The 18,476-nt window shown below is 64.2% G+C and carries 19 protein-coding genes; 12 read left to right on the top strand and 7 right to left on the bottom strand.

Translation table 11 applies throughout. From position 1 onward, the window contains the following. Positions 1-253 precede the first annotated feature (253 nt). The 4 genes from BRAGE_RS0117220 (at position 254) to BRAGE_RS55910 (ending at position 1,593) form a co-directional block, all read left to right on the top strand. Positions 254-424 (top strand): Flp family type IVb pilin, encoded by a 171-nt coding sequence (locus BRAGE_RS0117220; protein WP_084334171.1) that lies wholly within the window; start codon positions 254-256, stop codon positions 422-424. A gap of 111 nt (positions 425-535) precedes the next feature. Next, the gene (locus BRAGE_RS0117215) at positions 536-739 is read left to right on the top strand and encodes a hypothetical protein (protein ID WP_027557764.1); all 204 of its coding nucleotides are present in this window, start codon (positions 536-538) and stop codon (positions 737-739) included. Between the two features lie 148 nt (positions 740-887). Further along, a complete protein-coding gene (locus BRAGE_RS0117210) occupies positions 888-1,142 on the top strand; it encodes a hypothetical protein (RefSeq protein ID WP_027557765.1) in 255 nt (84 codons plus the stop codon). A 304-nt stretch (positions 1,143-1,446) separates the two neighbouring features. Beyond that, positions 1,447-1,593, top strand: coding sequence for a hypothetical protein (locus tag BRAGE_RS55910; protein ID WP_167336511.1), 147 nt, complete (start codon positions 1,447-1,449; stop codon positions 1,591-1,593). Between the two features lie 6 nt (positions 1,594-1,599). On the opposite strand, the gene BRAGE_RS0117200 is transcribed toward BRAGE_RS55910, so the two are convergent. After that, positions 1,600-2,181, bottom strand: coding sequence for a bifunctional transcriptional activator/DNA repair enzyme AdaA (locus BRAGE_RS0117200; RefSeq protein ID WP_027557766.1), 582 nt, complete (start codon positions 2,179-2,181; stop codon positions 1,600-1,602). 108 nt (positions 2,182-2,289) lie between these two features. Between BRAGE_RS0117200 and BRAGE_RS0117195 the strand changes: the two genes are divergently transcribed. The 6 genes from BRAGE_RS0117195 (at position 2,290) to BRAGE_RS0117170 (ending at position 7,599) form a co-directional block, all read left to right on the top strand. Beyond that, positions 2,290-2,706 carry a nuclear transport factor 2 family protein gene (locus BRAGE_RS0117195; RefSeq protein ID WP_051377910.1) on the top strand — a complete coding sequence of 139 codons (417 nt, stop codon included), beginning with the start codon at positions 2,290-2,292 and terminating at the stop codon, positions 2,704-2,706. A gap of 74 nt (positions 2,707-2,780) precedes the next feature. Next, complete coding sequence (locus BRAGE_RS0117190) at positions 2,781-3,701, top strand: DMT family transporter (protein ID WP_027557768.1); 921 nt, start codon at positions 2,781-2,783, stop codon at positions 3,699-3,701. Between the two features lie 132 nt (positions 3,702-3,833). Further along, positions 3,834-5,240 carry an adenylate/guanylate cyclase domain-containing protein gene (locus BRAGE_RS0117185; protein WP_027557769.1) on the top strand — a complete coding sequence of 469 codons (1,407 nt, stop codon included), beginning with the start codon at positions 3,834-3,836 and terminating at the stop codon, positions 5,238-5,240. Between the two features lie 66 nt (positions 5,241-5,306). Continuing rightward, on the top strand, positions 5,307-5,714 hold the full coding sequence (locus tag BRAGE_RS0117180; protein WP_051377908.1) for a VOC family protein: 408 nt from the start codon (positions 5,307-5,309) through the stop codon (positions 5,712-5,714). Between the two features lie 300 nt (positions 5,715-6,014). Next, positions 6,015-6,680 carry a hypothetical protein gene (locus BRAGE_RS0117175; RefSeq protein WP_027557771.1) on the top strand — a complete coding sequence of 222 codons (666 nt, stop codon included), beginning with the start codon at positions 6,015-6,017 and terminating at the stop codon, positions 6,678-6,680. A 382-nt stretch (positions 6,681-7,062) separates the two neighbouring features. After that, positions 7,063-7,599 (top strand): helix-turn-helix domain-containing protein, encoded by a 537-nt coding sequence (locus BRAGE_RS0117170; RefSeq protein ID WP_027557772.1) that lies wholly within the window; start codon positions 7,063-7,065, stop codon positions 7,597-7,599. A gap of 28 nt (positions 7,600-7,627) precedes the next feature. Here BRAGE_RS0117170 and BRAGE_RS0117165 read toward each other — a convergent pair whose 3' ends face one another. Continuing rightward, positions 7,628-7,873 carry a hypothetical protein gene (locus BRAGE_RS0117165; RefSeq protein ID WP_027557773.1) on the bottom strand — a complete coding sequence of 82 codons (246 nt, stop codon included), beginning with the start codon at positions 7,871-7,873 and terminating at the stop codon, positions 7,628-7,630. Positions 7,874-8,140: 267 nt separating this feature from the next. On the opposite strand from BRAGE_RS0117165, the gene BRAGE_RS0117160 reads away from it, so the two are divergent. After that, positions 8,141-8,422: a hypothetical protein gene (locus BRAGE_RS0117160; RefSeq protein WP_028146306.1), complete on the top strand. Its 282-nt coding sequence runs from the start codon at positions 8,141-8,143 to the stop codon at positions 8,420-8,422. Between the two features lie 268 nt (positions 8,423-8,690). Here BRAGE_RS0117160 and BRAGE_RS0117155 read toward each other — a convergent pair whose 3' ends face one another. After that, positions 8,691-9,734 (bottom strand): hypothetical protein, encoded by a 1,044-nt coding sequence (locus BRAGE_RS0117155; RefSeq protein WP_027557774.1) that lies wholly within the window; start codon positions 9,732-9,734, stop codon positions 8,691-8,693. Between the two features lie 375 nt (positions 9,735-10,109). After that, positions 10,110-10,787: a phasin family protein gene (locus tag BRAGE_RS0117150; protein ID WP_027557775.1), complete on the bottom strand. Its 678-nt coding sequence runs from the start codon at positions 10,785-10,787 to the stop codon at positions 10,110-10,112. A 193-nt stretch (positions 10,788-10,980) separates the two neighbouring features. Here BRAGE_RS0117150 and BRAGE_RS0117145 point away from each other — a divergent pair, with 193 nt between their 5' ends. Further along, entirely contained in the window at positions 10,981-11,979 is a 999-nt protein-coding gene (locus BRAGE_RS0117145) for an acyl-CoA desaturase (RefSeq protein ID WP_027557776.1), read from the top strand. 117 nt (positions 11,980-12,096) lie between these two features. Here the strand turns inward: BRAGE_RS0117145 and BRAGE_RS0117140 are convergent, their stop codons facing one another. The 3 genes from BRAGE_RS0117140 to BRAGE_RS0117130 form a co-directional block, all read right to left on the bottom strand. Beyond that, positions 12,097-12,612 carry a ParB N-terminal domain-containing protein gene (locus BRAGE_RS0117140; RefSeq protein ID WP_027557777.1) on the bottom strand — a complete coding sequence of 172 codons (516 nt, stop codon included), beginning with the start codon at positions 12,610-12,612 and terminating at the stop codon, positions 12,097-12,099. 234 nt (positions 12,613-12,846) lie between these two features. After that, positions 12,847-13,635, bottom strand: coding sequence for a transglycosylase SLT domain-containing protein (locus tag BRAGE_RS0117135; RefSeq protein ID WP_028146305.1), 789 nt, complete (start codon positions 13,633-13,635; stop codon positions 12,847-12,849). Positions 13,636-14,425: 790 nt separating this feature from the next. Further along, positions 14,426-18,193 (bottom strand): vitamin B12-dependent ribonucleotide reductase, encoded by a 3,768-nt coding sequence (locus BRAGE_RS0117130; protein ID WP_027557779.1) that lies wholly within the window; start codon positions 18,191-18,193, stop codon positions 14,426-14,428. Positions 18,194-18,476 lie beyond the last annotated feature (283 nt).

Raw genomic sequence — 18,476 nt, 5'->3', positions numbered from 1 at the left:
GCAGCGTCGATTGTTCGGGGGACGATGTGGCGGCGCAATGGCGCAAATGGCTTACATTGAGCTTTTCGCCTGGGTGTTGCGCAAGAGCAACGCGAGTTCCATCGCAGTTCGGGTGGGGAAGCACCGGAAAAGGCCCGCAAATTCAAGGTTCTTTGTCGACAAATTGAAGCGGATGGATTTACTCAATCTTGGATTGATCAGGTGCATCTCTCCCGTGCCGGCAACGTCCGGTAGAGTTGGGAAGGACACGATAGTGAAATTGAAATCCACGCTGGCCGCTTTCGCCGCCGATGAGTCCGGCGCCACCGCAATCGAATACGGCTTGATCGCAGCGGGCATCGCGCTGGCCATCATCGAAGTGATTTACGCACTCGGGACCAATCTCGTCGCAAAGCTGCAGGCGCTGGCAACGGCGTTGAAATAGAACGTTGCGCGAGGCTCTCTCGTCATTGCGTTCGCAATGACGAGTGGAGGAGCGCGGCGTTTTGCCCGGTACGTCGCGGCAACCTTGCTGACGTGTGTGCGTTGATCGGCCATGACGCATTCCTCGCTTCGTCCCATGGACGCCTTCGATCCCTCCGAGCCCGCCATCCTGCATGATCGCGTCTCGGGCACGATTATCACCTGGACCGCCGATCAGGCCGACGATTACCGGCGGGCCAGCCGGTTGCGGGGCGATGGAACAGTGGTCTGGAAGGCCTATGTTTTCGACGGCTGGGGCAACGTGATGGGTGGTTAGCCTCGGGCTGGGAGGGAACGCGCTTAGGGAATTGGGCGCGTTAGGCATATCGCCATGCATGTTGCGCGATATTGCGTTGCAGCAATGCATATCGCAATGCAGCAAATCAGGCTTACATGTGCTCCGCACTTCTTCCAGGAGCATCACCATGAACAAGAAGACTTTGTCGATCGCAGTTGCCGCCCTCGCCATCGCGGGCTCGACTGCCACCTTCGCCGGCGAATTGCCGGCCTACGAGGCCAATGGCATTCCGGCTTCGCCCCTGCAGGTCCGCGTGCTCGGCGCCAAGAATGTCGAGCAGCAGGTGACGGCACCCGCCACCAGCGTGACGGCGCTCCAGGTCAGCGTCCTGACCCCGCGCAAGGTGAAGACGGCGACCGTGACCACGGGCTCGGCGCGCTGAGCTTGACGAGACACGCGCGCATCGTGCCGCTGTCGCGATGTTGAATTCGCGGCCTTCGATGCGCGACACTCCGGAACCGCGCTCCCATTTGGAGCGCGGTTTTTCTTTGCGGCGCTCGACAGCGAATTTTCGTGTTGCGTGCGCGGATCGAGAATCCGGAGATGAAAAGGGAAGTGCGATGCCGTCATTGTGTACGGCCGTTCAAGACGAGTGTGATCTTCTTAATACTTGTTTTGCAGATCGCGGCGCCTGATGCGCACGCCGCATATTGAGCGGCCAATTCTGGAATCATACCGGAGCCGTCATGCCTGTTGCGCAGAAAGCCGTTGTTGCAAGTACTTCGCCGCGTGAATTCATCGTCAAGCATCTCGCCTTGTTCGCAGCCGCTGCGCTGTTCGTGTTCGTGCTGAGCCTGACCTACGGGCTCGATCTCAGCCCCGGATTTTTCTAAAGCCGGCTACGCATTCTTCGATGAACGCAGGCTCGATGGCGATCTCCCGTAGAGCTCGGCGAAGGCGGCGTTGAAGCGGCGCAGGCTGCCGAAGCCGGCCTGGAACGCAATGTCAGTCATGGTGTGATCGCCGGCATCGAGCAGGCGTTTGGCGCGCTGGACACGTAGCGTCTTCGCAAGCTGCTGCGGCGTCGCGCCGACATGGCGCTCGAACAATCGCGCCAGATGCCGCGAGGAGATGCCGAGCCGCATTGCGAGCGTCACTACCGAATTCTCGTCCAGCGCACCTTCATTGATCAGCTTCACCGCGCGCGCCACCGTCGAGCGCGTGCCGTTCCAGGCCGGGCAGAACGGTGCGGTCTCGGGACGGCAGCGCAGGCAAGGCCGGAAGCCTGCGGCCTCGGCTGCGGCGGCCGTCGGATAATAGACGACGTTGCGCGTCAGCGGCTGCTTGGCCGGACACACCGGGCGGCAATAGATGCCCGTCGTCTTCACCGCCGTAAAGAAGCGGCCGTCATAGTGTGGATCCCGGCGCAGGCGCGCGGTGTTGCAGTCTTCAAAACTCAGCATGGCCCGATGATAGCGCATGCCGGCGCTCTGGGAAGAGCCGCGGGATGACCGAGTCCGATTGTGGCGAGCCGCGGCGCGGGCACCGGCTTAGAACGCGGCCCTCAACGCAAGCCGGGGTATCGCATCGTGACCAGTTCGAAAGACGTCGTCCTCAACGCCTGGAAGACTTTTTCATCGCGCGACAAGGATCGCATCGCCGCGCTCTTCACCGACGACGCCGAATGGATCGCGCCGAAGGGCAATGCCACCGCGGTTGCGCTCGACCATACCGACCACATGGTCGGCGCGGAGCAGATCGCGCGCTTCATCGCGCAGGAGATGCACAGGATGTTCTCGGAGATCGATATCGCCTTTCGCGGCGTCTATGCCGACGGCGATATCGTGATCGTGGAGGAGCGGATGCGCGCGACGCTCTCCAGTGGCAGGCATTACGAGAACGACTATTGCTTCGTGTTCACGGTGGCGGGCGACAAGATCCGCGAGGTCCGGGAATACATGGATACGCGCAAGGGATGGCGGATGGTGTTCGGCGAGGAGGGGTGATGGCATTCGCGATGCGTGCCAGCCCTGCACCGGCGTGGGTTGAGCCTCACCACGCACTGACATAAGGCTTCCCCATGGATCAGCGGACGAGCGGCGCTGACGCTCTCACTCACAAGACTGATGCGACGCCGGCGCTGCTCGGCGTCGTCTGCGGCCTGTCGGCGGCGCTGTTCTGGGCGCTCGGCTTTGCCGGCACGCGGCATGGACTGAAGGTCGGCTTCACGCCGGTCGATCTGCTCCTGCATCGCTACGTCTGGTCCGGTATCGCCTTCCTGCCGCTGGTGTTGCGCGCCGGCATCTCCGATCTCTGCGGCATCGGCTGGGGCAGGGGTCTTGCGCTGATGGTGCTCGGCGGCCCCGTGATGGCGCTGATCTCCTATGCCGGTTTCATGTTCGTGCCGCTCGGCCATGGCAGCGTGATCCAGCCCTCCTGCGCGACGCTCGGCGGACTGCTGCTGGCGGCCTTGTTCCTGAAAGAGAAGATCTCAGCCTCGCGTCTTATCGGCGCCCTGGTCATCGTCGGCGGGCTCGGTGTGATCGGCGCCGAATCGATCGGCCATATCGGGGTCGACGGGGTGCAGGGCGATCTGATCTTCGTGCTGACCGGATTGATGTTCGCCGGCTTCGGCGCGCTGCTGCGGCACTGGCGCGTCTCCGCGGTCTCGGCCGCGCTGGTCATCAACGTGCTGTCGCTGCTGCTATTGCCGGTCTACCTCGCCACCGGCGGCCTCGCTCGACTGGCAGCAATTGGCATCAGCGAGAACGCCATCCAGGCGCTGGCGCAGGGCGTGCTCGCAGGTCCCGGTGCGCTTTATCTCTACGCCGTCTCGGTCCAGCGCCTCGGCGTTGCCCGCGCCGCCGTGTTCCCGGCGATCGTGCCGGCCCTGACGCTGCTGGTCGGCTGGCTGCTGCTCGGCGAGGCCCCGACCACGCTGCAACTGGCGGGACTTGGCACGGTGCTGTGCGGATTTTACTTGGCGCAGCGGCAGCGCTGATTCCCGTCGAGCGATCAACCTCCCGTCATCGTGAGGCGGCAATTGCCTGCTAGTGCTTGTGCCCCGCCGTCGCCGGCATAGCTATGGGAGACGCGGATTTCCGCGCCGCCCCCTTTCAGGTAAAATCATTGCATGAGCGAGATCGAAACGCTGTTCGGTGTGCTGCGCCAGTCGGTCGACGAGGACGTCGTCGACCTCATCGAGCGCATGGTGCGGGAGGCGCCGGACCATGCGCTCTCCAAGATCAACCCGCTGCATCTGGCCGGCGAGGCCAGCCTCGATGAGGAAGAGGTGATCGGCGCCCTCTTGCGCGCGGTCGGGCTCGGCATCCTCGAGATGACCTGGAGCGTGATGTGCCCGAGCTGCGCCGGCGTGCTCTCCGCCAACAAGAGTCTGAAGACCGTCAACAGCGCGCAGTATCATTGCGCGTTCTGCGCGGCGGGCTATGAGACGACGCTGGACAATCTGGTCGAGGTGACCTTCACGGTCAGCCCGCGCGTGCGCAAGATCGCCGCCCACAATGCCGACGAGCTGTCGCTCGCCGAATATTATCGCCAGGTGTTCTGGAGCTCGGCGATCGACCTCCCCACCGATGTCGATGCGCTCATGCGCGAGCTCACGCTCGAGGCCGTCGACCTGCCGCCGGGCGAGCGGGCGATCCTGTCGCTTCAGATTCGAGCGGGCATGCTGATCCTGTTCGATCCCGTGACGCACACGGCGCAGTTCATCGAGGTCAAGGGCGAGGAGACCAGCGAGCGCCAGAACCTCGCCCTGATCTTCAACAAGGCCGACGTGCCGGTCGATGCGGTCACGCTTCGACCAGGCGCGCTCAGGCTCACGCTGGAGAACCGCACCGATACGCGTGTGCTGCCGGCGGTGTGGGTTGCGGACGGGCGGCTCGATGCCGTCCTGACGCGGCGGAGGCCCAGCCTCACCGCGAAGCGGCTGCTCACCAACCAGACCTTCCGCGATCTCTACCGCACCGAGACGCTCGCCATCGGCCAGCGCCTGAAGATTTTAAGCCTGACCTTCCTGTTCTCCGACCTCAAGGATTCCACCGGCCTCTACGAGCATGTCGGCGACCTCGTCGCCTTCGATCTCGTCAACGAGCATTTCCGGCTGCTGCAGGAGATCATCGCCGCCGAGCGCGGCGCCGTGGTCAAGACCATCGGCGATGCCGTGATGGCGACGTTCGAGACCCCGGACCGGGCGATCGCCGCCGCGATCCGTATGCGCGAGGCCATGAGCGAGCTCGGGGCGCAGCGCCAGCAGCAGGGGCTGCTGCTGAAGATGGGCATCCACGAGGGATCGTGCCTTGCGGTCACGCTCAATGGCCAGCAGGACTATTTCGGCCAGACCGTCAACATCGCCTCGCGCGTCCAGGGCCTCGCCGCCTCGCGCTCGATCGTGGTGACGGAGCAGGTTGTGGAGAATGCCGAGACGCGCAACCTGCTCGAGGCCGGCGGCCTCGTTCCAACCCGCCGCAGCGTTGCGCTGAGCGGGATCGCGGAACGGGTGTCGGTGTACGAGATCCCCTAAGTCCGAATTGCGGGTGCGGCACCATCCCGGATTGCGCGTTGCGCTATCCGGGCTACGCTGCCCGCCATGAGCATCCTCCTCAACATCGACGTCCCTGATGTCGCCGCTGCCACGACCTTCTACACCGCCGCGTTCGGCCTGACGGTCGGACGCCGCTTCGGTTCCGACTTCGTCGAACTGCTGGGCTGGCCGGCGCCGGTGTATCTGCTCACCAAAGCGGCCGGCACGATCGGCGCGGGCGGTGACCGCCGTCGCTACGAGCGGCATTGGTCGCCGCTGCATATCGACGTCGTCGTTGACGATGTCGATGCCGCCGTTGCGCGCGCGCTCGCCGCCGGCGCGGTGCTTGAGGTGCCCGCATGCGATGCGCCCTATGGGCGGATCGCGATGCTGGCCGATCCGTTCGGGCACGGGTTTTGTCTCTTGGCGTTCAGCGCGAAGGGGTACGACGCGCTGCTTGATGCGGAAGCGTAGCGTCGTGGCGATGCGAGTCCGGCAAAAGTTCGAAAACAACCCCATGCACAGTAGAAAACAAGCGGGATTTCAACGCCGGGCAGGGCGTGGATGGCCGGGACGAGCTTGGCCATGACGGCGTGGGGGCCAGGCTGCCCAAAGCTCCGATGCCATATGCGATTGACTGGGTCGCGGCGGTGAGCGCGGATCGACTTCGGCGATACCGAAATATCGTTTGACCCGTCGGGCAAAACAGGGGCATGGTGCCAGGGTGGCGCCGGTGCGACGGAAGCTTGTGCCGCGCTGGGGCCGCGGAGCGACATGCCAGGCAAGCCGAAGAAAAAACCGCAGAGAAAACTGAGGACGTACCAGACCTCGCTCGGCTTCTACGACCAGGCGGTCGCCGCACCCTCGATGAAGGCGGCGCTGGAGGCGTGGGGCGCGAGCTCCAATCTCTTCCATCAGGGCGTTGCGAAGGAGACCGACGATCCCGATGTCGTCGCGGCGACGATGGCAAGCCCCGGCGTCGTGCTGAGGCGTCCGGTCGGCTCGGACGATCCGTTCACCGAGAACGCCCAGCTGCCGACCGATCTCGGCGACGGCGAGGCCAGGCACAAGTCCAGGCCCAAACGCAAGCCCAGGGCGGAAGCGAAGAAGCGTCCCGTCAAGGCCGCACCCAAGACATCGCGCAAGGCCGATGATCAGGCCGCGCGCAAGGCCGCCGCGGCTTTCGAGAAGGCGGAGCGGCGGCGCGAAGCCGAGCGCCGCAAGGAGGAGGACGCCCGCGCCAAGGCGCGCGCGCGACGGGACAAGGCCGTCGCCACGGCCGAAGCCGCGCTGGACGAGGCGAGACGGGAGCACGAGGCGCGCGCCGCGGCGATCGAGGCCGAGCGGGCCGCGCTCGACGAACGCGCTGAAGCCGAGCAGACCCGCTGGCACAAGCAACGGCGGAAGCTGGAGGACGCGCTGCGCCGCGCGCGGGAGTAGGCGGGCGCGGGTTGCTTGGGGGGCGTGTATGGAGGCGGCTTCCCTGCGGCCATCCTTCGAGACGCCCGCCTTGGGCGGGCTCCTCAGGATGACGACGGACTGTGCGGCAGCAGTTTCAACGGCGCAGTGCTGCTTAGCCTCATCCTGAGGAGACCGCGGAGCGGTCGTCTCGAAGGACGAGGCGCTCGCTCAGGCCGTGCGAAATGCCCACATGCGACCGCCCCGCCGCGGATGGGAGCAAATCCTTTACCATGGCGGCCGGTCGCGGGCGCGGCGGTGGAACATTAGGAGTTTTGCGAAAAACTCTGCGCTAGCTTCCCATCCGGAATGTGCGGCTGCGTCGGATACCTCGTCCGGCTGCAGCGCGCTTACGGGAGCTGTCATGAGCGATCATCGCGCCGCCGTCAGGCATCACACGCTGCGGACCGGCATTGTCGAGTTCGACAACGGCGCCGGCAGCGTCATCAGCGTGCCCTGCACGATCCGCGATGTCTCCGGCACCGGCGCGCGCCTGCAGCTCAACAGCTCGGCCTGGGTGCCGGAGCAGTTTTCAGTGATCTTCTCGAGCGGACTGCGCAAGGCCTGCCGGCTCGCCTGGCGCAAGGAGCGGCTGATCGGCACCGCATTCGCGGACGGCTATGCGAGCCCGGAGGAGCAGGCCGCCATGATGACCGCGGACGAGCAGTCCCGCCACCGGCTCGGCATCGGCGCGCGTGTCAAAGCCGCGCGCGAGAGCCGCGGCTACACCGAAGCCCAGCTCGCCGAGCGCATCGGCGTGTCGCCCGATTTCCTGTCGCTGGCCGAGAGGGGCGAGGCGGACATTCCGGTCTACCAGCTGATGCACATCGCCGATTTGCTGATGGTCAGTCTCGACGGGCTCGTGGCAGGGCCTGCGCCCGAGGACGCCGACGCGGCGTAGCGCTTCGCCCGCCGCACCACTTCGTCAATCAGCCGTGCGCCTCCAGGCAGGCGCGGACCTTGTCCGCCTGCGGGCGCGGGACGGCATGGGCGCGCCACTGCTCGCGCGTGGCGCCGGCAGCGGCGAGGCAGCGATTGATGTTGCGCTCATAGGTCTCGCGGGACATGCGATCGCGCTTGGCCTGGCAGGCGGGGTTGCCGCCGCACTCGTAAAGGGGAGCAGCCTCGGCCGCCGAGATGCCCACCGACAAGACCGTCACGACAAAAACCGTCATCAATTTGTTCATCAATCCCCCAAAAGATACGAATCGATTTGAATAATGACCAAACGTCTAGCGTGTTCAATTGGGCACTGCAATCCAAGGGGGTGCGCCGGTTGAGCCTGGACGTCGGACCGCCGACCCCACGAGGTTGCGGCCCGGAGAGCTGATCGGGGCGGGCGGCGAGCGAGAACCGACAGCGTTCATTCAAGCAAGTTGACAGCGAATTGGCTTGCCTTGCCTTGCATCCTTGAGCACTCTTCCCGCGAAGGAGATCAACGCATGAAGAAAATGACCCTCGCCTGTGCGCTCGGAGCCGCCGTGGCGCTGTGCAGCCTGGCAACGACAGGTGCTGAAGCCCGGACGCGGAAGGCTGTCGTCGTTCGCGCACCACAGGAGAGGCTTATCGTGACGGCGCCCGTGCTCCGGCCGACGCCGTGGGATTACAATGTCGTTCCGCGCTATCGTTATCGGCCTGAAGACGACCGCGTCGATCCCTACGGCCCGCCGCTGGTGCCGTCATATGTTCGTTATGAGGGATGGCGCTGGCCGTATTGGTGGTAGCGCCCCGGCTCTCGTAGCTCTCGTAGGGTGGGCAAAGCGACTTGTCCGCCGAAGCTCGAACAGCGAAGGCGGAAGCGTGCCCACCATTCCCGGCCGTAGAACTGGCTCGTGGGCACGGCGCAAGAGCGCCTTTTGCCCACCCCACGGATATTCCCCAGAGCGGCGTTCATAGGATGGGTAGAACGAAGCGAAATCCATCAACAGCGGTCGTGGAATGATGGGTTTCGCTTCGCTCTACCCATCCTACGGGCGAACCTGCCTTGCGAGCTCACCAATCCGGATCGCCGTAATAGGGATCCATATAGGGCGGAGGCATCCAGGGGCCTCGCGGCGGCGGCCTCGGCCGCCGGGGCGCAGCGTCTGGTACGTGCGGCCGGGCACGCGCAGCGGCCTCGTTGTTCACACTGCGCACGACGGGCTTTGCGGCTGCGGGCGTCGATGACGCGGTCGGCTGCGTTTGCAGCGCCTGGACCTGCGCGGCGAGGCGGGCGGTCTCCGCCGCATCCTTCTCCTGCGCCGCCTTGAGCTGTTGAATGGTGTCGGCCTGCTCGCGCAGGGTCTGCTCGCTGCGGCTTTTCAGTTGCTCGAGCTTGCCGTTGATGCTCGCAAGCTCGCTCGTGATGGCCTTGAGCGATTGCGCGAGATCGGACGATGACGTCTCAGGCGCCGCGGCGCCAGGCTTTGGGGCGCTTTCCGTGTTCTTGGCTTGCGTGTCCTTTGCTTGGGTGTCCTTGGCGACCGGCGGCGCGGGCACCGGGCTCGCCTCATCCGCCGCAGCCAGCAGCACGGCCTGCGGCTGCGCCGGACTTTCCACAGCGGAGGCTTGCGATTGTGTGCTCGTGGCCGGCGGACCCAATCGGGCCATGATCGACTTGCTGATCAACTTGGCCTCATCGCGATATTGCGAAGCGAAGGCCGCGCCGAGAAGGCCGATCGCCAGCACGAGGCCGACCAAGGCGCGCATCATGGTTCGGTCTCCCTTCAAGCCTTGATCGCGAGGCTTGTCATTCGGAACCCTGGCATCCGGCGTCGGCGCCTTGTTTGCGGGACCAGCGGCCGCCGTCGCAGCGGCGCTTGCGTGCGAGACGGGCGGGCTTTCGCTGGTGCGTTCCATTCCGGAAACCAGCCGGTCCAGCCGAGCAAGGTCTTCCTCGGCGCTCTTGATCCGGTCATAGGCCCGCGCCAGGCCGCCGTCGACGCGCGCCTCGTCCGGCTTGGCGGCATCAGGCTTCGTGTCATCAGGCTTGGCGTTATCAGGCCTGTCGGTCTCGGGTTTGGGGTCGTTCGTCTCAGGCACCGATGCGCTCTCCATCCGGTCGGGCGTCAATGGGAGGCAGTCCGATCGCTGGAAGGATAGGTCTCGCCGCTGTCCGACACAACGTGTGTGCAAAGGTAAAATTATGGCGGGCCCAGGGAGCTGGGCGGAGTGAGCGTAGGCTGGGTTGGCTCCGCGACTGCGCAAGCGCAGTTCGCAGGATGGGCCGAGCGGAGCGAAGCCCATCAACGTCGATGATCGTATGATGGGCTTCGCAAGGGTTCTACCCCTAAGGGCTTCCGGCCACGCGGCTCGGAATACGCAGCCGCCGCTAAAGCATGATCCGGAAAAGTGCGAAGAGGTTTTCCGAAAAGATCATGCGCAAACAACAACCTAAAGCGCGAGGACGATTCGTCCCAATCTCATCGCGCTTTAGTGATGTGTTGCGCGGATTTCGAGCGTCGTCTGGGTGAGCCTGGCCACGAACCCCTCAAAATGCATGACCCTTTGTCTGGTCATTTGTTCATGCAGCTCGGCGATCTCTTGGGATTTGGCGACGAAGGATTCGCACGCCTGTTTCGCGTACGCCATCTGAAGCTCAACGGCCTCAACGGGTGAGCGCGCCGTCGCGAGCTGTCCCAGGAAGGTCCAGGCGTGCTCAAGCGACGTCCTGATGTAGTCGCCATAGGCATCGGCAATCGCCTGCGCGCCGGCCTGGGAGGGTTCCCTTGGTGCGACGGGCGCGGCTGCAACGATCTCTATCCCGGACGGCAAGGTTGCAGCCGAGGGAACCTGCGCGCCGATCAGTCGGCTCGTCTCTACCTCTTGCTTGGTCTCTTGCCTGTTCTCTTGCTTGTTCTCTTGGCTGTTTTCTTGCCTGTTCTCCGCCGAGGCATCCGGCACTTGATGCGCCGCAGTTGCGTGGTGCTCGCCGGCCCCGGTCCGTTGCCCGGCCTTCTTCTTGCCGCCGCGCCGGCCGGATTTTCCCGTTGGCTTATTTTCTACCGAACTCAACATTGCAAATGGCTCCCGAATATCGCTGAAGCCGCAAGCCTCCATCCCGTTTGCGCTGAAATCGCGATTGTGGGTTGTCACTTGCGTGGCGGCCATGTGATGAGATTTTGCCGGATGCCGGCAGAGCGTGGGGTGGGTTAGCCCTGCGGACTGCGCGCAGCGCAGACCGCTTGGCGTAACCCACCCTACAGGCTCGCTCCGTAGTCGCGCGGCCGATCGGGTTGTTGCTAGAAATAATCTGCGTCTGTACCCTACGTTGCAGAAGTGTTTTGGAAATGGACTGCCTGAAATGACCGTAGTTGAGAGCGTGGCGCCGGAGCAGGGCACGGAGCCAAAAATGCCGCCGGGCGTGCTGTTCGAAGGACCGGTGGTCGACGCCAAATTTCGCGATTCCTACATCTCGTTCGCCCTGATGATCGGAGGCACGATCGGGGCGCTGATCTGGGCCTTCACCTATGGCATCGGGTGGGTGGAGATCGCGGTCTTCGCCGGCATGTTCGTGCTGACCACTGTTGGCATCGGCTTCATGCATCGCTACTTCGTCCACCGCAGCTACCGCTGCGGTCCGGTGATGCGGACGATCCTCGCCGCGATCGCCACGATGGCGGTGCAGGGCTCGATCCTGAAATGGGTGAGCAACCATCGCCGGCACCATCTTCACTCCGACCGGCCGGGCGACGTCCACAGCCCCTATTATGACGGCTCCGGCAACCCCATCGAGAGTTTTGCCAAGGGGATGGGCCACGCGCAGGGCGGCTGGGTGTGGGACAAGGAGACCACCGACGCCGAATACTACGCCAAGGATATCCTGGCCGACCCGATCGCGATGTTCTTCACAAGGACGCGCTGGTACTGGTACGCGCTGTCGGCGCTGATCATCCCCGCCGCCCTCGGCTACGCGCTCAGTGGCGTGCACGCGATGATCGGCTGCATCCTGTTCTCCGGCCTGTTCCGCAGCTACGTCATGACCATGGCCACCTCGCTGGTCAACTCGGTCTGCCACAGCGACGGCCGCTGGGGCTACCGCCGCTTCGACACCAATGACGGCACCACCAACGAGCTCGTCACCACGATCCTCACCTTCGGCGAAGGCCTGCACAACAACCACCACCGCTTCCCGCGCGACGCATACCTGTCGCACGCGTGGTATGAGGTCGACATCAATGGGCTGATTGTTTTGGGGCTGGGGAAGCTGGGGTTGGTGCAGGATATTTTTTCGGCCGGCAGCAAGACGCGAGGTTCGGACGGCGGAAAGAGTTCGATGCCGGATACGGAAGCAACGGTGTGAAGCATGTAGGATGGGTAGAGCGAAGCGAAACCCATCGATAGCCGTCCGTGGACTGATGGGTTTCGCAAGGGCTCAACCCATCCTACGGACCGGTCACCGTCATTCTTAAGCCGGCAATCAATAGCGGCCACCGCTGCCCTTTTGCTGCGTGATCCAGGCCGACAATGTTTTCGGCGCCGCTTTCGCAGTCCTGCCCGGTGATGCCTTCGGATTGTCGCGGACGCCTTTCGCCGACCGGGTGCGCGAAGATTCCGTTGCGCTGACGCCCCTCAAGGCAGCCGTGGATGCCTCTGCGGCCTCCTTCGCCAGGCGCAACTGCTTCAATCGCGCCATCTTGATGCGCTCTGCCTCGACTTCAGGTCGTTCGGCGAGCTGCGGCTTGGATTGAGCAAGCTCGGCCGGGACCAGGACACCGAGTATGGTCGTCTCGCCGAGCGCCTTGCAGGCTTCGAGCCGATGCAGTCCCTGGACCAGAACGAGGCGGTCTCCATCGAGCCGAACGGAAATGGGCTCCTGTTGTCCGATGTCCAGAATACTTTCCGCGATCTCCGCGACGGTTTCGGACTTGATGGCTTTTTTCTGCTTCGTGGGAACGAAGATCTTCTCGATCGGGAAGCTTTCCGGTTTGGGCATAATCTGACTCCGCGTCTACCGGGCCCGTCGGAACCGTATCGGTGAGACGAAGAGTTTAGGGGTGAAGTGGTCGACCGCAAAGGCAATTCGGAGGATTACGGTTGTGCCACGCACTTAATCACGGTCGCATGTGAAAGTTAGCCGAAGCACGTAGGATGGGTAGAGCGCAGCGAAACCCATCAATAGCCGTCCGTGGACTGATGGGTTTCGCTTCGCTCGACCCATCCTACGGCACTAACCGCCGTCATCCGCCGCAAGCCGCAAAAACTGCCGCTTCATCGCGCTGACCCTGGCGACATAGCTTGCGGCGAGGTGATCGCCGCACCGCTCGCCGGGCAGAATCTGAAACTTGCGGCGCGCATAGGCCGTGGCGGGTCCTGCGCCGCAGAGATGAATGAAGGCGGCCAGATCCTGCTTCTGCTGGGCGCTTGCCTTCACATCGCCCGCGAGGGCGAGAACTAGCGCGACATTGCGGTCCAGATACACCGACGCCAGTTCGATGGCGTGGCTCGGGATCGCGCGGGTGTAGAGGCGCGTGAAGCCACAGCCCGTCTCCGTGACCGCGTTGCTACGGATGCAGAAACGCGAGACCTCGGCGTAGGCCGGATCGGTCATCTGGAAGAGGCCGACCGCGCTGGAGGCGGGCCGGTAGATCGCCAGCGGATTGAAACTCCACCGCCAGCGCCAGTAGGTGCGCGCCACCGGATTGCCGGAGCTCTCGACTTGCGCCAGCGCGGCCAGCAATTCGGGCGTGATCGTTGCCGTGGAGTAGGTGCGGAAGAGGGGGCCGTAGTGACGCCAGGTCTCGGATGGATCCTTGTCGAGGGAATTGCCGACGAAGACGAAGAGTTCGGTGGGCTTGCGGATGACGTGGTAGGCGATGCTCAGGAGGGCGAGAGACGCGATCAGGATAGCCAGGCCGGCCGCGATCCGAACCATCCGTGGTGCGCGCGAGAACGTCTTTCGTGCCCACCGCCTAACGCTGCGCAGGCGAGGGAGGAGGTTTCGGTTTGTTCCGGGCATGGTCGGCGATTGGGGCTGCGAGAACGATGCTGGCGATCAACGCTTTAGACGATTGGACGCGGACATTCTGGCTGACTGTGCGGGGTTTGGTTGGCGCAGCGACAGGGCCAATCGCCGTGCGCCCAAAAAAAGTCATACCGCAATTGTGAATTGGTCCACAGACGGCGGCCGTTCAGTCTGTTTATCTGCCGCCAACCGGCCTGTTGTGCGCGCGTTTGGCATTGCGCATCTCGCGCCTTCGCATTTCGAAATTTCTGGGTGATCGCTATGGGCGTTTTTCATCGCACCGCCATGCTTTGCAGCTGGTTCATCGAGTCCACCATGAGCGGGTGTACCGAGAGATTTCGTGTGCGCTGAACAAGGCGCACAGAGATTTTCCCGAGGCCCCGCCGGTGACGGACGGGGCTTTTTCATGTTCGCAAGCTACCCATTCCGCCCGGCGGAGCCTTCGCGAGAAGGAGGCAGGGTCGTGTGGGAGTATTTTGGACCCGATTTCGCTTTCGACGTGGTCAAAGGGGTTGTCGCCGGAATAGCCTCAATGGCATTCCAGGTCGTGGCACCACGCACCTTTCGTGCCGCGAAGCAGTTTCGCGCGCGCTGGGTTGCGAGGAAAGCGGCGAGGCGAGCTGCGAGACGGGCACGCAGCGATGCGGTGGCCAATGATGAGCGGTGAGGAGCGAGTGGCCCGACGCATTAAGCGGATGAAGTTGCTGAAATAAAAAGGGCGGCCTTTCGGCCGCCCTTTGCATATGTCCGGATCTAACGATCCTCGAGACGACGTTCTACGGCCTCACGAACACCCCGTCGTGCTGCCGCAAGTATCGCACTTCATGCAGGTGCCATTCCGCACCAGCGTGAAGTTGCCGCACTCCGAGCACATCTCGCCCTCGTAGCCCTTGGCCTTGGCTTCGGCGCGGCGCTCGGCCTTGCTGGGAGCCGCGACCGTTGCGGCGCTGCCGGCCTTGCTCCACTGGAGCGCCTCGAGCTTCTCGGTTGGCGAGAGGTCGTGGCTGGCTTCCTGCTTGAGGGCGACGGCGCCTTCGATGGCGTCGCCGGCGCGGGCGCTTGCGCCGTGCGCGGCGAGGGCGGTGACCTTGCTGCCGCCGGTCGGCGCGCTGTCGTTGCCTTGCGCGACCGCGGCAGAGCCCCCACGCATCACGACGAGGTTGTCGGTCCGCGAGCGGGTGAGGCCGCGCGAGACCAGCTTGGTCGCGTGCTGGGTCTCGTCCGGCTCCTTGCCTTCCTCGACGCCCTTACCGAGCGCGTCGAAGTTCGACTCGGTCGGATCGACATGCGCGAGATCGAAGCGCGACATGTAGCTCACCGCCAGCTCGCGGAAGACGTAGTCGAGGATCGAGGTCGCGTACTTGATGCTGTCGTTGCCCTGCACGGGGCCCGCCGGCTCGAAGCGGGTGAAGGTGAAGGCGTCGACATACTCGTCCAGCGGCACGCCGTATTGCAGACCGAGGGAGACCGCGATCGCAAAGTTGTTGATGAAGGAGCGGAGAGCTGCGCCTTCCTTGTGCATGTCGATGAAGATCTCGCCGAGACGGCCATCGTCATACTCGCCGGTGCGCAGGTAGACCTTGTGGCCGCCGACGACCGCCTTCTGGGTGTAGCCCTTGCGTCGGTCAGGCATCTTCTCGCGCTCGCGCATCACGATGATGCGCTCGACCAGCTTCTCGACGATCTTTTCCGAGACCTGGGCGGCACGCGCCGCCATCGGCTTCTCGTAGAGCGTCTCGACCGCATCATCCTCGTCCTCGTCGTCGCTGATGAGCTGCGAGTTGAGCGGCTGGCTGAGCTTGGAGCCGTCGCGATAGAGCGCGTTGGCTTTCAAGGCGAGCTTCCACGACAGCATGTAGGCGGACTTGCAGTCCTCCACCGTGGCGTCGTTCGGCATGTTGATGGTCTTGGAGATCGCACCCGAGATGAAGGGCTGCGCCGCCGCCATCATGCGGATGTGGCTCTCGACCGACAGATAGCGCTTGCCGATCTTGCCGCAGGGATTGGCGCAGTCGAACACCGGATAGTGCTCGGCCTTCAGGTGCGGGGCACCTTCCACCGTCATCGCGCCGCAGATATGGACGTTGGCCGCCTCGATCTCGCGCTTGGTGAAGCCGACGGCCTGGAGCAGGTCGAAGCCGGGAGCCGCGATCGCCTCGGCACCGATGCCGAGCTGGTCGCGGATGAAATCCTCGCCAAAGGTCCACTTGTTGAAGGCGAACTTGATGTCGAAGGCGGTCGGCAGGGCCTTCTCGACCTTGGCGATGGCTTCATCGGTGAAGCCCTTGGCCTTGAGGGTCGAGGCGTTGATGCCGGGCGCGTTGGAGAGCGAGCCGTGGCCGACGGCGTAGGCCTCGATCTCCGCGATCTCGCTCTCGCGATAGCCGAGCGCGCGCAGCGCGGACGGGACCGCACGGTTGATGATCTTGAAGTAGCCGCCGCCGGCGAGCTTCTTGAATTTTACCAGCGCGAAGTCCGGTTCGATGCCGGTGGTGTCGCAATCCATGACGAGGCCGATCGTGCCGGTCGGCGCGATCACCGTGGTCTGGGCGTTGCGATAGCCGTGCTTCTCGCCGAGCTCGAGCGCCGCATCCCAGGCCGCCTTGGCACGCTCGACAATGTCGGCCTGCGGGCAGGAGGCGTGGTCGAGCGGCACCGGGTTGACGCTGAGCGCCTCGTAGCCGGAGGCCTCGCCATGCGCGGCGCGGCGGTGGTTGCGGATGACGCGCAGCATGTGTGCGGCGTTCTTCTTGTAGCCCGGGAAGGTGCCGAGCTCGGCCGCGATCTCGGCCGAGGTCTTGTAGGTGATGCCGGTCATGACCGCGGTCAGCGCGCCGCAGAGCGCGCGGCCTTCCTTGCTGTCATACGACAGACCCATGGTCATCAGCAGGCCGCCGATATTGGCGTAGCCGAGGCCGAGCGTGCGGAACTCGTAGGAGAGCTCGGCGATCGCGCGCGAGGGGAACTGCGCCATCATGACGGAGATTTCGAGCACGATGGTCCAGAGCTGGCAGAGGTGCTCGTAGCCGGCGACGTCGAACTGCTTGGTCGTGGTGTTGTAGAAGGTGAGCAGGTTCGCGGACGCCAGGTTACAGGCGGTGTCGTCCAGGAACATGTATTCCGAGCACGGATTGGACGCGCGGATGTCGCCGGACGCCTTGCAGGTGTGCCAGTCGTTCATCGTGGTGTTGAAGTGCAGGCCCGGGTCGGCCGACGCCCAGGCGGCGTAGCCGATCTTCTCCCAGAGGTCGCGCGCCTTCAGCGTCTTCGTCACCTTCTTGGAGGTGCGGGCGTTCAGGTTCCAGTCGCCGTCGGTCTCGACCGCGCGGAGGAAGTCGTCCTTCAGCGAGACCGAGTTGTTGGAGTTCTGGCCGGAGACTGTGAGGTAGGCTTCGCTATCCCAGTCGGTGTCGTAGGTGTCGAACTGGATGTCCTTGTAGCCTTGCTTGGCGAACTGGATCACGCGCTTGATGTAATTGTCAGGCACGAGGCTGCGGCGCGCGAGCTTGATCTCGCGGCGGAGCGCCGGGTTCTTCTCGGGGTCGAAGCAATCGTCGCCCGAGCCTTCGCAGTTCACGCAGGCCTTCAGCACCGCCTTGAGGTGCTTCTGGTTGATCTTGGAGCCGGTGACCAGCGCAGCAACCTTCTGCTCCTCCTTCACCTTCCAGTCGATGTAGGTCTCGATGTCGGGGTGATCGACGTCGACGACGACCATCTTGGCCGCGCGGCGCGTGGTGCCGCCCGACTTGATCGCGCCGGCGGCGCGGTCGCCGATCTTGAGGAAGCTCATCAGGCCGGACGAGCGGCCGCCACCCGACAGCTTCTCGCCTTCGCCGCGCAGGCGCGAGAAGTTGGAGCCGGTGCCGGAGCCGTACTTGAACAGGCGGGCTTCGCGGACCCAGAGGTCCATGATGCCGCCCTCGTTGACGAGGTCGTCACCGACGCCCTGGATGAAGCAGGCGTGCGGCTGCGGGTGCTCGTAGGCGGACTTGGACTTGGTCAGCTTGCCGGTGAAGGGGTCGACGTAATAATGGCCCTGGCCGGGGCCGTCGATGCCATAGGCCCAGTGCAGACCGGTGTTGAACCATTGCGGCGAGTTCGGCGCGACCATCTGCATGGCGAGCATGTAGCGGAGCTCGTCATAGAAGGCCTGGGCGTCTTCGTCATTGGTGAAGTAGCCGCCCTTCCAGCCCCAATAGGTCCAGCAGCCGGCGAGGCGATCGAACACCTGTTTTGCACTGAGCTCGCTGACATAGCGCTCTTTCTCGGGGAGCCCGCTAAGCGCCTCGGTGTCGGGCACGGAGCGCCACAGGAAGGAGGGAACGGATTCCTCCTCGACCTTCTTCAGGCGCGCGGCGACGCCGGCTTTGCGGAAATATTTCTGGGCCAGCACGTCGGAGGCGACCTGCGACCACTCGGTCGGGACCTCGACGTTATCCAGCTTGAACACGACCGAGCCGTCGGGATTGCGAATCTCCGACGTGGTCAGCCGGAACTCGATCCCGGCGTAAGGTGACTGTCCCGAAGTGGTGTGGCGCCGCTCAATCCGCATTGTCTTGCCCCGTCCTTATCTTTGACCGGATCCGCTCCCCGTTGGAAGCGGGCCGGGTCGTCATTTCGCTTCGCGAGTCCTCCCGGGCCGTAGCCTTAAGGCTTCGCAGTTCAGCCGGTGGATTCCGGCCCAGTTTCTCCCGGTGCGATGGCTCGATGCGTGCATCGATCATCCCGCCGGCATGTCCACACCCATCCGCCCCAACGGGATGTGCGCGACATGCGTTCAACGCCCCACAACGTCACTTCTTCAACCGATGCCATCCGAGCCTTTTGCCGGCCCG

Origin of the sequence: Bradyrhizobium genosp. SA-4 str. CB756, from assembly GCF_000473125.1 — a bacterium.
In the GTDB taxonomy this organism is placed as follows: domain Bacteria; phylum Pseudomonadota; class Alphaproteobacteria; order Rhizobiales; family Xanthobacteraceae; genus Bradyrhizobium; species Bradyrhizobium arachidis.
The sequence above is the reverse complement of the archived record's forward strand: the minus strand, read 5'-3'. Positions and strand labels throughout refer to the sequence as shown.

Bases quoted from the DNA above. Each gene is read 5' to 3' on its own strand.
- BRAGE_RS0117200 (WP_027557766.1), bottom strand. From the start codon at position 2,181: ATGCGCTATCATCGGGCCATGCTGAGTTTTGAAGACTGCAACACCGCG.
- BRAGE_RS0117215 (WP_027557764.1), top strand. From the start codon at position 536: ATGACGCATTCCTCGCTTCGTCCCATGGACGCCTTCGATCCCTCCGAG.
- BRAGE_RS0117190 (WP_027557768.1), top strand. From the start codon at position 2,781: ATGGATCAGCGGACGAGCGGCGCTGACGCTCTCACTCACAAGACTGAT.
- BRAGE_RS0117165 (WP_027557773.1), bottom strand. From the start codon at position 7,873: ATGACGGTTTTTGTCGTGACGGTCTTGTCGGTGGGCATCTCGGCGGCC.
- BRAGE_RS0117155 (WP_027557774.1), bottom strand. From the start codon at position 9,734: ATGGAGAGCGCATCGGTGCCTGAGACGAACGACCCCAAACCCGAGACC.
- BRAGE_RS0117160 (WP_028146306.1), top strand. From the start codon at position 8,141: ATGAAGAAAATGACCCTCGCCTGTGCGCTCGGAGCCGCCGTGGCGCTG.
- BRAGE_RS0117170 (WP_027557772.1), top strand. From the start codon at position 7,063: ATGAGCGATCATCGCGCCGCCGTCAGGCATCACACGCTGCGGACCGGC.
- BRAGE_RS0117150 (WP_027557775.1), bottom strand. From the start codon at position 10,787: ATGGCCGCCACGCAAGTGACAACCCACAATCGCGATTTCAGCGCAAAC.
- BRAGE_RS0117210 (WP_027557765.1), top strand. From the start codon at position 888: ATGAACAAGAAGACTTTGTCGATCGCAGTTGCCGCCCTCGCCATCGCG.
- BRAGE_RS0117140 (WP_027557777.1), bottom strand. From the start codon at position 12,612: ATGCCCAAACCGGAAAGCTTCCCGATCGAGAAGATCTTCGTTCCCACG.
- BRAGE_RS55910 (WP_167336511.1), top strand. From the start codon at position 1,447: ATGCCTGTTGCGCAGAAAGCCGTTGTTGCAAGTACTTCGCCGCGTGAA.
- BRAGE_RS0117175 (WP_027557771.1), top strand. From the start codon at position 6,015: ATGCCAGGCAAGCCGAAGAAAAAACCGCAGAGAAAACTGAGGACGTAC.
- BRAGE_RS0117185 (WP_027557769.1), top strand. From the start codon at position 3,834: ATGAGCGAGATCGAAACGCTGTTCGGTGTGCTGCGCCAGTCGGTCGAC.
- BRAGE_RS0117180 (WP_051377908.1), top strand. From the start codon at position 5,307: ATGAGCATCCTCCTCAACATCGACGTCCCTGATGTCGCCGCTGCCACG.
- BRAGE_RS0117145 (WP_027557776.1), top strand. From the start codon at position 10,981: ATGACCGTAGTTGAGAGCGTGGCGCCGGAGCAGGGCACGGAGCCAAAA.
- BRAGE_RS0117135 (WP_028146305.1), bottom strand. From the start codon at position 13,635: ATGCCCGGAACAAACCGAAACCTCCTCCCTCGCCTGCGCAGCGTTAGG.
- BRAGE_RS0117130 (WP_027557779.1), bottom strand. From the start codon at position 18,193: ATGCGGATTGAGCGGCGCCACACCACTTCGGGACAGTCACCTTACGCC.